The sequence below is a fragment of the Marinomonas sp. PE14-40 genome, from assembly GCF_051623805.1.
Taxonomy (GTDB): domain Bacteria; phylum Pseudomonadota; class Gammaproteobacteria; order Pseudomonadales; family Marinomonadaceae; genus Marinomonas.
On the sequence record NZ_CP130700.1, the window covers coordinates 4793590 to 4807043 of the forward strand.

At 40.2% G+C, this 13454-nt stretch carries 13 protein-coding genes and 1 tRNA gene; 7 read left to right on the forward strand and 7 right to left on the reverse strand.

Annotation, left to right across the window (positions count from 1 at the left end):
* Positions 1–8: 8 nt before the first annotated feature.
* The 4 genes from Q0A08_RS22200 to Q0A08_RS22215 form a co-directional block, all read right to left on the reverse strand.
* Positions 9–83, reverse strand: a tRNA-Gln gene (locus tag Q0A08_RS22200).
* A complete protein-coding gene (gene ispE, locus Q0A08_RS22205; RefSeq protein WP_438463700.1) occupies positions 63–947 on the reverse strand; it encodes a 4-(cytidine 5'-diphospho)-2-C-methyl-D-erythritol kinase in 885 nt (294 codons plus the stop codon). Before ispE ends, Q0A08_RS22200 begins: the two co-directional genes overlap by 21 nt.
* A gap of 40 nt (positions 948–987) precedes the next feature.
* The gene (gene lolB, locus Q0A08_RS22210) at positions 988–1560 is read right to left on the reverse strand and encodes a lipoprotein insertase outer membrane protein LolB (protein ID WP_438463701.1); all 573 of its coding nucleotides are present in this window, start codon (positions 1558–1560) and stop codon (positions 988–990) included.
* Positions 1557–3194: a hypothetical protein gene (locus Q0A08_RS22215; protein ID WP_438463702.1), complete on the reverse strand. Its 1638-nt coding sequence runs from the start codon at positions 3192–3194 to the stop codon at positions 1557–1559. The genes lolB and Q0A08_RS22215 overlap by 4 nt, the downstream gene beginning before the upstream one ends.
* Positions 3195–3243: 49 nt before the next feature.
* Between Q0A08_RS22215 and Q0A08_RS22220 the strand changes: the two genes are divergently transcribed.
* The 4 genes from Q0A08_RS22220 to prmC all read left to right on the forward strand — a co-directional run bounded on the left by Q0A08_RS22220 (position 3244) and on the right by prmC (position 7064).
* The gene (locus Q0A08_RS22220) at positions 3244–3561 is read left to right on the forward strand and encodes a hypothetical protein (RefSeq protein WP_438463703.1); all 318 of its coding nucleotides are present in this window, start codon (positions 3244–3246) and stop codon (positions 3559–3561) included.
* A gap of 184 nt (positions 3562–3745) precedes the next feature.
* The gene (hemA, locus tag Q0A08_RS22225; RefSeq protein WP_438463704.1) at positions 3746–5020 is read left to right on the forward strand and encodes a glutamyl-tRNA reductase; all 1275 of its coding nucleotides are present in this window, start codon (positions 3746–3748) and stop codon (positions 5018–5020) included.
* A gap of 69 nt (positions 5021–5089) precedes the next feature.
* Positions 5090–6181 carry a peptide chain release factor 1 gene (gene prfA, locus Q0A08_RS22230; RefSeq protein WP_438463705.1) on the forward strand — a complete coding sequence of 364 codons (1092 nt, stop codon included), beginning with the start codon at positions 5090–5092 and terminating at the stop codon, positions 6179–6181.
* Between the two features lie 25 nt (positions 6182–6206).
* The gene (gene prmC, locus Q0A08_RS22235) at positions 6207–7064 is read left to right on the forward strand and encodes a peptide chain release factor N(5)-glutamine methyltransferase (protein ID WP_438463706.1); all 858 of its coding nucleotides are present in this window, start codon (positions 6207–6209) and stop codon (positions 7062–7064) included.
* 109 nt (positions 7065–7173) lie between these two features.
* On the opposite strand, the gene yaaA is transcribed toward prmC, so the two are convergent.
* Positions 7174–7956 carry a peroxide stress protein YaaA gene (gene yaaA, locus Q0A08_RS22240; RefSeq protein ID WP_438463707.1) on the reverse strand — a complete coding sequence of 261 codons (783 nt, stop codon included), beginning with the start codon at positions 7954–7956 and terminating at the stop codon, positions 7174–7176.
* Between the two features lie 101 nt (positions 7957–8057).
* Between yaaA and Q0A08_RS22245 the strand changes: the two genes are divergently transcribed.
* The 3 genes from Q0A08_RS22245 (at position 8058) to codA (ending at position 10638) form a co-directional block, all read left to right on the forward strand.
* Positions 8058–8300 carry a hypothetical protein gene (locus tag Q0A08_RS22245; RefSeq protein WP_438463708.1) on the forward strand — a complete coding sequence of 81 codons (243 nt, stop codon included), beginning with the start codon at positions 8058–8060 and terminating at the stop codon, positions 8298–8300.
* A gap of 138 nt (positions 8301–8438) precedes the next feature.
* Positions 8439–9347, forward strand: coding sequence for a hypothetical protein (locus Q0A08_RS22250; RefSeq protein ID WP_438463709.1), 909 nt, complete (start codon positions 8439–8441; stop codon positions 9345–9347).
* 37 nt (positions 9348–9384) lie between these two features.
* Positions 9385–10638: a cytosine deaminase gene (gene codA / locus Q0A08_RS22255; RefSeq protein ID WP_438463710.1), complete on the forward strand. Its 1254-nt coding sequence runs from the start codon at positions 9385–9387 to the stop codon at positions 10636–10638.
* On the opposite strand, the gene Q0A08_RS22260 is transcribed toward codA, so the two are convergent.
* Positions 10639–12267, reverse strand: a complete 1629-nt coding sequence (locus Q0A08_RS22260; protein ID WP_438463711.1) for a KAP family P-loop NTPase fold protein — start codon at positions 12265–12267, stop codon at positions 10639–10641.
* A gap of 56 nt (positions 12268–12323) precedes the next feature.
* Positions 12324–13349 carry a phage shock protein operon transcriptional activator gene (pspF, locus tag Q0A08_RS22265; protein ID WP_438463712.1) on the reverse strand — a complete coding sequence of 342 codons (1026 nt, stop codon included), beginning with the start codon at positions 13347–13349 and terminating at the stop codon, positions 12324–12326.
* Positions 13350–13454 lie beyond the last annotated feature (105 nt).

Here is a 13454-nt window from a genome sequence, read left to right on the forward strand (position 1 = left end):
ATAGAGTTTGGCTGGGGTAGCAGGATTCGAACCTACGCATGACAGGATCAAAACCTGTTGCCTTACCGCTTGGCGATACCCCAATTATGCTCAATCCACTGGTCAAGAACTTGATGTGTTGGAGACACATTGTGACCCTGACATTGCCATGCTAGCCATTTGTCAGGTACTTGTGCTAAAACTCTCAAAACATCGTCTCGACTATCGAACGCTGCAAAAAGACATGATCCCGTTCCTGTAAGTTTTGCATCTCCTTGATTTTTAAGCCAAAGATACGCTTCATCTACTTTAGGATTATGTTTTCTTACAACCTCAAGACAATCGTTATGTCCACCCAGCTTCAAGGCGTGCGGTATTTTGATGGGAGGGGTGTCTCTTGTCAAATATTTATCGGTAAAAATTTGAACAGTTTCCACTTCACAATCTGGTTTCAATAGTAGGTAATAAGGGGTGTTTGGTTCTACCTGAGTAAACTCTTCACCTATGCCTTGTGCAAAGGCACTTTTACCAAAGACAAAAATCGGTACGTCGGCACCTAATTCAAGGCCTAGTTCGGCAAGTTTATCGAGGTTCAATTGGCATTGCCAAAGTTGATTAAGGGCTAATAAAGTTGTTGCTGCATTAGAGCTGCCACCGCCTATTCCACCCCCCATAGGGAGTTGTTTATTAATGCTAATTTTAATACCTTCTGAGACATTCTTTGCTCTGAAGGGTAATAGTATTTTTGCAGCTTTATAAATGAGGTTTTGTTCCTTTTGAACGCCTGGAATCTCATTTAAAAGCTGAATCTCATCTTTTTCATCCAAACTAAAAGTGAGTTCATCACAGACATCAATAAACTGAAAAATAGTTTCAAGTTCATGGTAACCATTTTCACGACGGCCAGTGATGTGTAAAAAGAGGTTCAACTTAGCCGGTGAAGGAAGTGTGATAGTCGATCTATTCATTATGCTAAAAATCTTTGCTAGATGTTGGTATGAAGGCCGGTTACTGGATCGACCAATCATTAATGATAAGGTTGACTCTAAAGGGGGCTTTAATAGCTTGCAGCTTTCTTGGTAAGTCTAAGCCTTCCACTTGAGTAAATTCTTTATACTTAACTATCCAGCCATCTTGAGCGATTTCTTCAAGTAATTGCGTATCGACATTATAGCTAAATGCTGCTGCTGAGTTTGGTTCAGCTAGACCTCTCGCCCAATATGCAATTTGTTTTACAGGGAACTGCCAACCAAAGTGCTGTTCTAATAAACGTTGAGAATCAGGTCCTGTTGCCTTTGTGTCTTTATATTCAAGGGTGACTAGCTGACTTTCATCTTGGTAAATTTTAGTTGTACCTTGGCCAAAAGGGCCGCTGATAACTAAGTTGAATCCCGTTGGATTATGTTGCCAATTAAAGTTTCCTGAAATGGCATCTTCATCCGTTCTAATACCGACTCGACCGCTCGTTTGCCATTGAGTGATGGCATCGACACTTTCTGGTGCAGGAACGACGACTTTTGAGTTGGTTGAGCAGGCTGTAATTAAAATGGTGATACATAAGAGAAAAAACGCTCTTATCATGGTGTTTGGTCCTGTGCTACGTCCGTATAGGGTGAAGGTGGTTGTATATCATTATTTGGAAATTCAAAGCTTGGGTTTAAGCGCTTAATAGTGTCCTTTAATGTGTCGTGATTTTGTTCATTATCTAATGCTTGTCGCCAGATAAGGTTGGCTTGTTCTGGGTTCTTTTGCCATAAGGCTTCTCCGAAATGAGCACCTATCTCTGGGTCTTTTAATAAGCTCCATGCTTTCTTAAGGTAAAAAATGGCTTGATCGTTATTGCCCAGTAAAAAGTGTCCCCAACCAAGGCTATCGATAATGGCTGGATCATCGGCGTTAATTTGGTAGGCTTTTTCAATCAATTGCATCGCTTCGTCTAAGCGCTTTGTATATTGCAAAAGGGTGTAGCCTAATGCATTTAGATATTGAGGGTTTTCTGGCTCAAGGGAGATCAAATAAGAGAGTTCTTTTTCGGTTTCTAGCCAAAGACCTCTTTGATCCGCAAGTAACGCTCTTTTATAACGGATCGAGTTGGCATTTTTATAAATATCTAAAGCGGATGTTAATAGTTGATCGGCAAGGTCAAGGCGGCCTTCATCCTCATGTAAAAAGCAGATGCTTAGCACCATGTCTAAGTTCTGTTGTTCATTTACTCGTGACATGACGATAGGGTTAATGCGACTTTCCTGTCCTAATTCGTAAAGCCAAGACGCAGCTTGTTCAGTTGCATTCAACTTAAGTGGGCCAGTGGTTTTTAATAAAAGCTCTACGCCATCTTCTTTTTTATTTAGCTGAGAGAGGGCGTTTGCTTCTAGATAATAGAACTGATCAGCAAGACCTGTTGATGGGTAATCAAGCTCTTTCAATAATGTTAGGGCAAGCTCGTTATGCTTGTACTCAAGGAGTTGGCCGATATAGTTAAGCGAAAGTTGAGTTGACTCTTGCGGCGCTAATGAGTGATCTCGATAATATTGCTTGGATAATTCAACTTGATCATCTTGCAGTAAAAAGTTGAGTAAAGGTGTCAGAATTCTTAGTGTGTCTTTATGATATTGAGAGGCTTGTTCTAAACTCTTAATAGCCTCTTTATGTTGATCATTTTGGTTTTGACTAAAAGCCAGAATGAGATAGCTCTCAATGCCAAATTTGTCATCACCTAATGTCTCTTTTAAGCGTTTGCTGCTGGCTAAAGCGGCGTCAAAGTCACCTTGTAAAAAATTGATTCGAGCGATGGCAACGTCAAGATCAACATTAGTGGGGTAATCCGCTTTTAATTGCTCTAAGCTCTCTTTAATGCTGTCGATCTGTTCTGGTTTTCTTGCGTTTTTATTAATTTCTTCATGAATAAAGCGTATCTCAACCTGATTTTCTAAGGCTTTTTGTAGAATGTCTCGGCCAGCTTCACTTTTTAAGTAATTAATTTGAATCGCGTAATTCAACTTGTAGGGTCTAACTTCGTTGTTTTCTAATGTAAGCCAGAGGGTGCTGGCTTGTTCGATCAAAAATAAGTTGTTCATAGCGACAGCTATGTCTGTTGCGCGGCTAACCGCAGTTAAATTTTGCTCTTCTTGTGCCAGTGTTAAGTAGCTTTTGTAGGCTGCATTTAAATTGCCTCTATGCAGGTTGAACTCTGCAACAAGCATCTGCTTAAGCAAAGGATTCTGTTTACTTTCAATTTCAGTTGTTGCAATAGGTGTTTCATCAATGATGCTTAATTGTTTGCTTGAGCTTGCAGTATTTAAAGGTATTGAGGCAGAAGAGCAGGCAAGAAGACTCAGTGATAATCCTGCTATGAATGCTTGCTTGGGTTTTATCCATGCTAACAAAGGCTGTTGTTTTAACTTGTTAAAGCGAGGGCTTAATCCTGTTAAGACAGCAAATCCTTTTTTAGAAATAGGCGATGTCATGAGTTATAAAACCCTGTTTAATATTGATTTGATCTTAAAAGATGCTAAAAACCTAATGTTTAACAGAAATAGATTAAAACAATTGTTCAAGTTATTTCCTTATACTATCCCTTAGTAATAGTAATGTCAGTAGTGTATCCATCACATTACGACAAGCTTTCTCGTTTTTATTGATCACATGGGGTGCGAAAATGTGATGTTTACACGTATAATGCGAGGCCTTAATTTTTGAGGCCTGGTTTAAAAAGCCTTACTTAGCTTAGATGCTAAGATCTCATTACCTGTGAAGAGTTCCCTTAATGCCGCTAATTACGGTTGGTATCAACCACAAAACAGCACCCGTTGCGATACGAGAAAAAGTTGCGTTTGCGCCGGAGAAAATGTTCGACGCTTTATCTTCCTTGATCACCCGTGATCGAGCAGATGAGGCTGTTATCGTTTCTACCTGCAATAGAACGGAGCTTTATTGTGCCGTGCCAGAAGGCGCGAGTATCAAGCAAATTATTCAATGGCTAGGTGAGTATCATCAAATTCCTGCCGCTGAGTTAGAGCAATACTGCTACGCCCATCAAGATGATGAGAGTGTTAGGCATATTATGCGAGTGGCATCAGGGCTGGATTCTCTCGTATTAGGCGAGCCGCAAATTTTAGGGCAGGTGAAATCCGCTTATGCCGTGTCTCAAGAAGGCAAATATATAGGCCAATCATTACAATCTTTATTTCAGCGTACTTTCTCTATTGCGAAAAAAGTACGCACAGATACCGCTATTGGTGAAAATCCAGTTTCAATTGCTTTTGCTGCTGTCAGCTTAGCTCAACGTATCTTTGCTGATGTAAAACGCAGCACGGCGCTTTTGATCGGCGCAGGCCAAACGATAGAGTTAGTTGCTAGGCACCTAAAAGAGAGTGGTGTAAAACGCATTATTGTGGCGAACAGAACCTTAGAAAGAGCACAAGTGCTTGCTGCAGAGATGGGGGCAGAAGCCATTTTACTCGCTGATATAGGTGAATACTTATCTCAAGCAGACTTGGTTATTTCTTCAACCGCCAGTCAGTTACCGATTATTGGTAAAGGCATGGTTGAGAAAGCAGTATCAAAACGTCGCCATAAACCTATTTTGTTAATTGATATTGCTGTTCCTAGGGATATCGAACCTGAAGTTGAAGACATAAACGATGTTTACCTTTATACGGTAGATGATCTGCATTCAGTGATAGAGCAGAACGTAAAATCAAGACAGGATGCCGCGACGGCAGCTGAAGCCATTATTGATGCGGGTGTGGTTGAGTTCAGACGTAATTTAGATTCGCGTAAAGTATCTAATGTTATTGTCTCTTATCGCCAAAAAGCAGAAGACATTAAATCTTTTGAATATGAAAGAGCCTTGAAAAATTTAAGTGCAGGCCAAGAACCTGAACAGGTTTTACAGAAAATGGCGCACAATTTAATGAATAAGCTTATTCATACGCCTACTCAGTTCTTGCGTGAAGCAGGCGCTGATGATGATCAAGCAAGCCTAGAAGTCGCACTTAAAGTGTTGGGCATGACAGAATTGAAAGACGATAAAAATTAGCCAGCTTATTTCGTGTAACAATCTAGCGTAAGTGCTCACTTTAAAGAATTTACTAAAAAGACCTTAACCATGAAAGAATCGATTAAATTAAAATTAGAAAATTTAGCAGATCGTTATGAAGAGCTAGCGGCTTTATTAAGCGATGCTGAAATCATCATGAATCAAGATTTGTTTCGTGCTTATTCAAAAGAATACGCAGAACTTGAGCCTGTTGTTAAATGCTTTGAAGCATTCCAAGAAAACGATGAGAACTTGGAAGAAGCGCAACTGATGATGACGGATTCCGACCCAGATATTAAAGAAATGGGTGTGGAAGAGATGAAGGCATGTCAGATGCAAAAAGAAGAGTTGTTGGTTGATTTACAAAAGCTTTTATTGCCAAAAGACCCTAATGACGGACGTAACGTGTTTGTAGAAGTGCGTGCCGGAACAGGTGGTGACGAAGCGTCTATTTTTGCGGGTGATTTATTCCGTATGTACTCTCGTTATGCAGAAACTCGACGTTGGAAAGTTGAAATGATCAGCTGTAACGAAGGTGAGCATGGTGGCTATAAAGAAGTTATCGCTCGCATTGTCGGCGAAGGGGCTTACTCTTTGCTTAAGTTTGAATCTGGTGTACACAGAGTACAGCGAGTGCCTGCGACAGAATCCCAAGGCCGTATTCATACTTCTGCCTGCACAGTCGCTATCATGCCAGAAATGGATGAGCAGGATGCCATTGAAATCAATAAAGCTGATTTGCGTGTTGATACTTTCAGAGCATCTGGTGCCGGTGGTCAGCACGTCAACAAAACTGACTCAGCAATACGTTTAACTCACATACCAACAGGTGTTGTTGTGGAATGTCAGGACGAACGTTCTCAGCATAAGAACCGTGCTAAAGCGATGGCATTACTTGCTTCTCGTTTACAAGCAGCGGAAGATGAAAAGCATGCAGCTGAGCAGTCTGAAGCACGTAAATCTTTGGTAGGCAGTGGTGACAGGTCAGAGCGTATTCGTACTTATAACTACCCTCAAGGTCGTGTAACAGATCATAGAATCAACTTAACACTGTATAAACTAGACGAAATCATCACAGGTGATTTGGATAATTTGGTTCAACCTCTTATCAATGAACACCAAGCTGGTCAGCTTGCTGCATTGAGTGAAGAGAATCGATAAATGACAATTGGCATGATGAAATAACATGAGAATTGATCAAGTTATCCAGCAAGGGGTCGCACAATTAGCGACCCTTTCTAGTTCTAATAAACTCACTGAAACACCTGATCTAGATGTTCAACTGTTATTGGCTGAAGTACTGGGTGTAAATACATCTTATTTTTATACTTGGCCAGAAAAGCTGGTATCAGAAGAGGACAGGGTAAAGTTTGATGCTTTGCTAGCGCAGCGAGTTAAAGGTAAGCCGATTGCTTATATATTAGGTTATCAGGCATTTTGGACCTTTGAGTTAGCGGTATCAGAATTTACCTTGATACCCAGGTCAGACACAGAATGTTTGGTTGAAATTGGCCTTGAGTTAATTGCAGATGTTAAATCCCCTAGCATTTTGGACCTAGGTACAGGTACCGGTGCCGTAGCGTTAGCGTTAGCCAGTGAAAGGTCTGATGCGAGTGTGAGTGGCGTTGACCTTATTCCAGAGGCGGTTGCGCTTGCTAAGCAGAATAGCCAAAAGTTAAATCTTAATGTGGATATTCAGCAAAGTAGTTGGTTTGACAATGTTGCTGTAACTGATTTGACTCTGATTGTTTCGAATCCACCTTATATTGATCCAGAAGATCATCACCTTGATGAAGGTGATGTTAGGTTCGAGCCGAAAACTGCTTTGATTGCAGAGCAAAAGGGCTATTCAGACATTGAAATTATTGCACGGGATGCAAAAGCGTATTTAGCTATAAATGGCTGGTTAGCCTTTGAGCATGGTTATGATCAAGGTGAAGGTGCTAGAAAGATACTTGAGAAAAATGGCTACCATAAGATAGAAACACGCAAAGATTATGGTGGTAACGACAGAGTGACTTTAGGCCAATATTCGGAATGCTAAAGGGATATAAGGTACGTTTTTTTCCTCTCTAAAAAGTAAAAGCTAGGTATTAAAACCTAGCTTTTTTGTATCATCAGAATTATTTATTTACGAAGGCGTAATCAAGCTTCTATTTTGCAGGTTGCATGTTCTCAGGGCGAACGAAAACAGGTTCGTCGGCTTTAGACTGGTCAGGATCATAACGGTAGCCTGCTAGATTAAAGTTCAGCATATCTTCATATGTCTCACACTGTTCTTGAATCAGATAGCGTGCCATCAATCCACGGGCTTTTTTCGCGTAAAAACTGATAACCTTAAATTTACCGTTTTTCTCATCCAAGAAAATAGGCGAAACGATACGCTGTGAAATGATTTTTGTGTTCACTGCTTTAAAGTATTCGTTAGACGCTAGATTCACTAATAACTCATTATCAGCTAGCTCGTTAATAATCATATTGGCAATATCATCTCCCCAGAATTGGTAAAGGTTCGTGCCTTTGTCATTCCCTAAGCGTGTTCCCATCTCTAGGCGGTAAGCCTGCATCAAGTCTAATGGTTTTAATAAACCATATAGGCCGCTAAGCATGCGAAGATGACCTTGAGCATATTCAATGTCATCTTGACTCAGGGAGTGAGCATCAAGACCGGTATAAACATCGCCTTTGAAGGTAAATAGTGCTGGGCGACTATTTGCTTCTGTGTGGTTTTGTTCCCACTCGTGATAGCGGTTTACATTTAGCGCAGCAAGTTTGTCGCTTAGCTTCATTAAAGAAGCAACGTCAGCAGGAGTATATGGCTTAATTGTATCAATAAGTGCCTGAGCTTGAGATAAAGCGATAGGCTGACTTGATTCTTCTGTCGGTAACTTGCTGTCTAAATCTAATGTTTTTGCGGGAGAAATTAAAAACTTCATTGGGAATCCTGTAACATAAAGGGCAAGATATATTGCGTTTGTTACAGATTATCCATAGAGTAACGATAGATATCTATAGTGAAGTTCAATAGAGAGAATTTATGAAGAGCAATGTGCTACGTTTTCCTAAAGAATTAACCGCTCAGAGAGATGAGAAAAACAAACTTCAATCTTCTGAGTCTAAGACGCAGGATGAACGTCTTGAAGAATCGTTTGGTCTTATCGACCAAATGAACGATTTAGATTTGATGCGCCTAAGAGAAGCTTTTGATAAGGCAAGATTAGACTGGCCTGAAGAAGAAGCTGAATTGCCTGAGAAAAATAAACTCCATTCTATTTTATAAATACCATTTTTCATTGATGAATCTGGATTGTAAAAACAATAGATTCACTGATCATGACAATTTAGCAAAACTTGATGCTAAAATGCCGTAAAGCTATAAACCTTCAAAATTTAACTTTCCTCTTCGGCAACAGATAGTATGTTTTCTTTTTTAATACGCCATTCTTTGGTATTTATTTTTGCGGCGGCCATTCTTGGCTTTTTATTGCCTGAATACTCCTTAAAAGTCTTTCCCATTTTACCTTACTGTCTTTTTGTTTTGATGACATTAACCTTGATTGGTATGAAGCAAAACGAGCTTGTGATTAAGCTTAAGCAGTTATATGTCTGGTGGTACGCATGCTTCCATTCATTTTTCTTAATGTTACTAAGTTTTGGTTTTGCCAAAATGATAGGGGCCGATGAGGCGCTTACTTTGGCTATTGTTGCAGTGGCGGCGACAGGTTCATTGTTTGCTACCCCTGCGATTATTCGTGCTTTAGGTTTCGACGTGATGACCTCCATGGCCATGACGATTGCTTCCACCATTTTATTGCCAGTCGCTATTTATATTTCTTTGTTTTTACTGCAGTCGGGTGAAGTGAGCTTAGATATGCAGGCTTATATTATGCGCTTGGTTATTTTTATCTTTGGCCCTATGTTGCTCTCATTTGTTATTCATAAATATGTACCAGAAGATAAACTAGGGAGGGCGTTGGTTAAAATTTCTCCTTATACCATTTTAGTCGTATTTGCTTTCCCATTTGGTTTGATCAGTAATTTTAGATTGCAGTGGGATCAAGACCCTATGCTGGCATATCAGCTGATTGGGATTTCAACCTTTTTGGTGACCTTGTTTTTTGTGGCCGCTTTTGTTTTATATAAAAAGTTAGGTAAAGAGCAGGCGTTTATGGCAGCGGTAACAGCGGGAAACCGTAATGTGTTGCTAACTCACACTATCGCGGGTTCATTGCTAGGGCCTATGTTCTTGCCATTGGCTGGGGCTATTCAAGTACCAACATCCGCGTTACCTATCATTACTAAATGGCTGGCGAAGCGATCAAACTAGTTATTTAATTAATACAGAGAAGTCTTGAGGGCGAATTATGAAGGAACTAATTAACGCACGCTTACGTGGCAAAAAAGAACTTCACAGAATTAAAATAGTTAACGGACAATTTGCCTCAATTGATGAGCAACATGACTACCTTGATTTACCTCAGCATGACGGCGTATTTGATGCACAAGGTAAGCTTGCTTGTGCGCCTTTTGTAGAACCTCATATCCATCTTGATGCAGCGTTAACCGCTGGCGAGCCAAACTGGAATAACTCAGGCACCTTATTTGAAGGAATAGAGCGTTGGAGTGAACGTAAGCCCATGCTCAATGAAGAGGATATTCGCAACCGAGTTTATCAAACCTTAGAGCTCCTTGTTGAAAATGGCGTGCAACATGTCAGAACGCATGCAGATACGACAGATCCTAGTTTGATTGGCGTGAAAACGCTTTGTGCTATTCGTGATGAGCTAAAGGGTAAAATTAATATTCAGGTGGTGGCTTTTCCACAAGATGGTTTGCTGTCTTATGAAGGCGGTTTAGACCTCATGATAGAAGCGCTAGAAATTGGCGCAGATGTGGTGGGGGGGATTCCACACTTTGAATATACTCGCGAATTAGGCGAAGCCTCAGTCAAAAAAATCATTGAATTAGCCCAGAAATACAACAAGTTAATTGATGTGCATTGCGATGAAACCGACGATGCTAATTCTCGTTTTTTAGAGCTCCTTGCCTGTGAAGCCCTGTTTAATAAGATGGGGCACAGAGTGACTGCAAGCCACACTACAGCCATGCATTCTTACGATAATGCCTACTGCTCTAAACTCTTTCGCTTATTAAAGAATTCAGGTATCAACTTTGTCTCTTGCCCTACAGAAAGTATTCACCTGCAGGGCCGATTTGATACCTATCCTAAACGCCGTGGCGTGACACGAGTTAAAGAGCTTAATGCTGCGGGTATCAATGTATGCCTTGGGGAAGATTCTATTTTTGATCCTTGGTATTCCCTTGGTAATGGCAAGCTACTTCGCACCTTAGATTTTGCCTTACACATTTGCCAAATGATGGGTTATCAAGACTTTAGTACTGCATTGAGTTTCATCACAGATAACAGTGCTAAAACCCTCTGTATAGAAGATGTTTACGGTATTGAAGTGGGTAAGCCTGCTAGCTTTATTTTACTGGATGGTGAAGACGACTACAGCGTAATTCGCAAACAAGGTGAAGTGCTGCTCTCAGTGAAAGAGGGTCAAACCATAATGCAAAGAGAGCCTGCTAGGGTAATTACTGGGGAGTATTTTTAACTACATATTGAATCCAACTGGAATGTGAGGGGGAGCAGCCTGTGCTTCATTAAAATGATCTATTTGATTTGAATTGAGAGTGACTAGAGTATCGATATCCTTTTTACTTAAAAAGCTCTCTCTTTTATTTCTAAGCATTGCTTGGGTTTGAAATGTGTTTGATAAAGATAAAAAGCTTGAATCAAATATAGTTTTATAGTCATCGTGCCCGCTAGTTATATCTTTACCGAGAATGGTTTCTTTTATATGACTTTTTGACGAGCCGAAATTACCAATACTTCGAACTTTATCTGACCATTCAATCATTTTTTCTATTAGATCTAGGTTAGTTTTGCGGCTTAAATTTTTCTCAAAAATTAACAGAGGCATAATTTTGTCACTTAGCTTTTCTGAATGAACTATTCTAGGGTCATTTTCATATCCAGCTTTTCCCTCTTTTGGTGGTGTTTTATAGGTGCATAACCAAATAAGTTTTTCAGCATGATCAAAATAAAGCTCTCTGGTTATTAAGCAGGCGACTAATTCAAAAAGGTTAGTTTGTTTGGATGTGTCAAAAACATGAGATAACACATTTAATAAAATCATCTCAAGCTTATCTGCAAGCTGGAGTGTTCTTCTTAGGGATATATTGCTGGCTTCACAAAACATCGCCAAAACCGCACTGACTTTTTCTTTCGTGTCTATTGCTGGGAATAGGTGCTGACTATTTACATCTAAACCTAAGCTTTCAAAGCTGTTCTTAGATTTTAGAAATGTGAAATGGTCTGGTGTTGGTAGCAATAGTCTTTGCTCAAAAAAGCGGCTTAGGTACTCTCTAGCATCAAAGCCTTCTCCATACACAGCTTTAATAGAGTGTTCTAACTGAGCTGTATCGGTAGATAGCACAAAGACTAAATTTGGGATGTTGAACAAATGTTTGACTGTTTCTAGCATCTCAATTGCGTAAGTGGGGCGACATCTGTCTAGTTCATCGATAAATATGTAGGTCTTTTTATTGTGACTATGTCCATTATTTCCATTTGCTTGACTAAGTAATTGAATAAAAGAATCTCTGAACGCCTCAACAAACTCTTTGTGCTTACTATGAGTTGCTAAAACTTCTTTTCCGAACTCACCTAGCTTTGTTGATTCTGTATTTGTTTCATCATCTATTAGGTCTTTTGCGCTAGTTCCTAGCGCTTGTGCGATCTCTTTCCAATCATCGCCTAAGAAATGTTTAGCAAGCGCCATAAGGATTGTTGGTGCGGCATTTTTGACAAGCTTTAGAGTTAGCTTGGCGATTTTAATTTCTTTTTCAGTAAAATCTGTTAACCCTGACTGTTCATTCACTTGCTCCAATAGCTCAGCCACGATAATCGCCAAAGGATCTTTTAGATAATCCGATTCCCATGCATCTATCTTAATAGCGAGTCGATTGTCTTCTTTAAGTTGTTGACACCAGTTATCAACAAAGAAAGTTTTACCTGTGCCCCAAGCGCCATTGAGGTTGGCAACATAAGCTCCCTTTGTGGTGTTTCTATGATCAAGATACTGAGTGAAGCGTCTTGCGAGCTTTTCTCTGTCGCCATAAGCGCAGTCTGAAAATGCAGCTTGATTGTCGAGATCTGATGAAGTGTTATGGTCTGTCATTTATCATCCTTGAAATAAAAGCTTTGTGATAGCTCTATATATGTAGGCAATCTGCTTTATTTCAAATGCTTCTTCATCAAGCCGCGGATTTGGTCATAACTTAGGTTTAGTGCTTTCGCGGCTTGTTTCTGACTTTGTTGGTTTTGTTCTAATGCTTGAATAAGTAGCTCTTTTTCTAATTTATTTAGCCTCTGTTTAAAATCAATTTTCTGGTTTGATATTTTAACTGGCTCAGTATGTTGAGTGTCTATGGCTGATTGCTTGTCTGTTTCTTCTGCCACTTTTTCTTCGGTATTAGTGCTATTAAAATGCTGAGGAAAAGGGTCTATGATGATGTTCTCAAGCGGCTCGTTAGTTTCCCCTTGTCTAAAAACAGAGCGCTCAATACAGTTTTTGAGCTCACGAATATTGCCAGGCCAAGCATGTTGTTTTAATGCTTCCATGGCTTTATCACTAAAGCCTGCAAAGCTCTCCCAACCTAGTTCTATGCTCATACGCATAGCAAAGTAATCAGCCAGTTCTTCTATGTCTTCTTTGCGCTCTCTAAGAGGTGGGGTAGGGATTACATCAAAGGCAAGCCTATCAAGTAAATCGGCTCTAAATTCCCCTTTTGCAGCCATGTTTTTTAAATCAGCATTGGTTGCGGCAATCAAACGTACATCTACCTTTAAGGTTTTGTGGCCACCAAGACGTTCGAACTCTCCGTACTCTATGACTCTTAATAGCTTCTCTTGCAGTCTGGTGGACATAGCACCTAACTCATCTAAAAAGAGAGAGCCCCCATCGGCGCGTTCAAAGCGACCATGATGTATTTTTTGGGCGCCAGTAAAGGCCCCAGGTTCATGGCCGAATAATTCGCTTTCCATCAAGTCTTCACTAATCGTGGCACAGTTAAGGGACACAAATGCCTGATCCCAGCGGGGCGACAGATAGTGCAGTCTCTCAGCGATTAACTCTTTACCTGTCCCTCTTTCCCCTAATACGAGAACTGGGCGGTTGATACTAGCAAGTGCCGAGGCTTGTTCTAGGGCTTGGGCAAGTGCAGCTGAGCTGCCTATTGCTCTTTGAGGACTTGAGGTCATATTTAGTCTGATTTACTTTAATTGAGATGGTTAAAATAGCCTTTTTTTAAGGTTAATAAAACCATTTTTGTGGTTTTATTAACCATTATGGTTTTGGTTTTCTTA

Excerpts from the sequence above, each read along its gene's own strand:
- codA (WP_438463710.1), top strand. The coding sequence starts at position 9,385 with ATGAAGGAACTAATTAACGCACGCTTACGTGGCAAAAAAGAACTTCAC.
- yaaA (WP_438463707.1), bottom strand. The coding sequence starts at position 7,956 with ATGAAGTTTTTAATTTCTCCCGCAAAAACATTAGATTTAGACAGCAAG.
- Q0A08_RS22245 (WP_438463708.1), top strand. The coding sequence starts at position 8,058 with ATGAAGAGCAATGTGCTACGTTTTCCTAAAGAATTAACCGCTCAGAGA.
- Q0A08_RS22250 (WP_438463709.1), top strand. The coding sequence starts at position 8,439 with ATGTTTTCTTTTTTAATACGCCATTCTTTGGTATTTATTTTTGCGGCG.
- prfA (WP_438463705.1), top strand. The coding sequence starts at position 5,090 with ATGAAAGAATCGATTAAATTAAAATTAGAAAATTTAGCAGATCGTTAT.
- ispE (WP_438463700.1), bottom strand. The coding sequence starts at position 947 with ATGAATAGATCGACTATCACACTTCCTTCACCGGCTAAGTTGAACCTC.
- Q0A08_RS22220 (WP_438463703.1), top strand. The coding sequence starts at position 3,244 with ATGATGCTTAATTGTTTGCTTGAGCTTGCAGTATTTAAAGGTATTGAG.
- prmC (WP_438463706.1), top strand. The coding sequence starts at position 6,207 with ATGAGAATTGATCAAGTTATCCAGCAAGGGGTCGCACAATTAGCGACC.
- lolB (WP_438463701.1), bottom strand. The coding sequence starts at position 1,560 with ATGATAAGAGCGTTTTTTCTCTTATGTATCACCATTTTAATTACAGCC.
- hemA (WP_438463704.1), top strand. The coding sequence starts at position 3,746 with ATGCCGCTAATTACGGTTGGTATCAACCACAAAACAGCACCCGTTGCG.
- Q0A08_RS22260 (WP_438463711.1), bottom strand. The coding sequence starts at position 12,267 with ATGACAGACCATAACACTTCATCAGATCTCGACAATCAAGCTGCATTT.
- pspF (WP_438463712.1), bottom strand. The coding sequence starts at position 13,349 with ATGACCTCAAGTCCTCAAAGAGCAATAGGCAGCTCAGCTGCACTTGCC.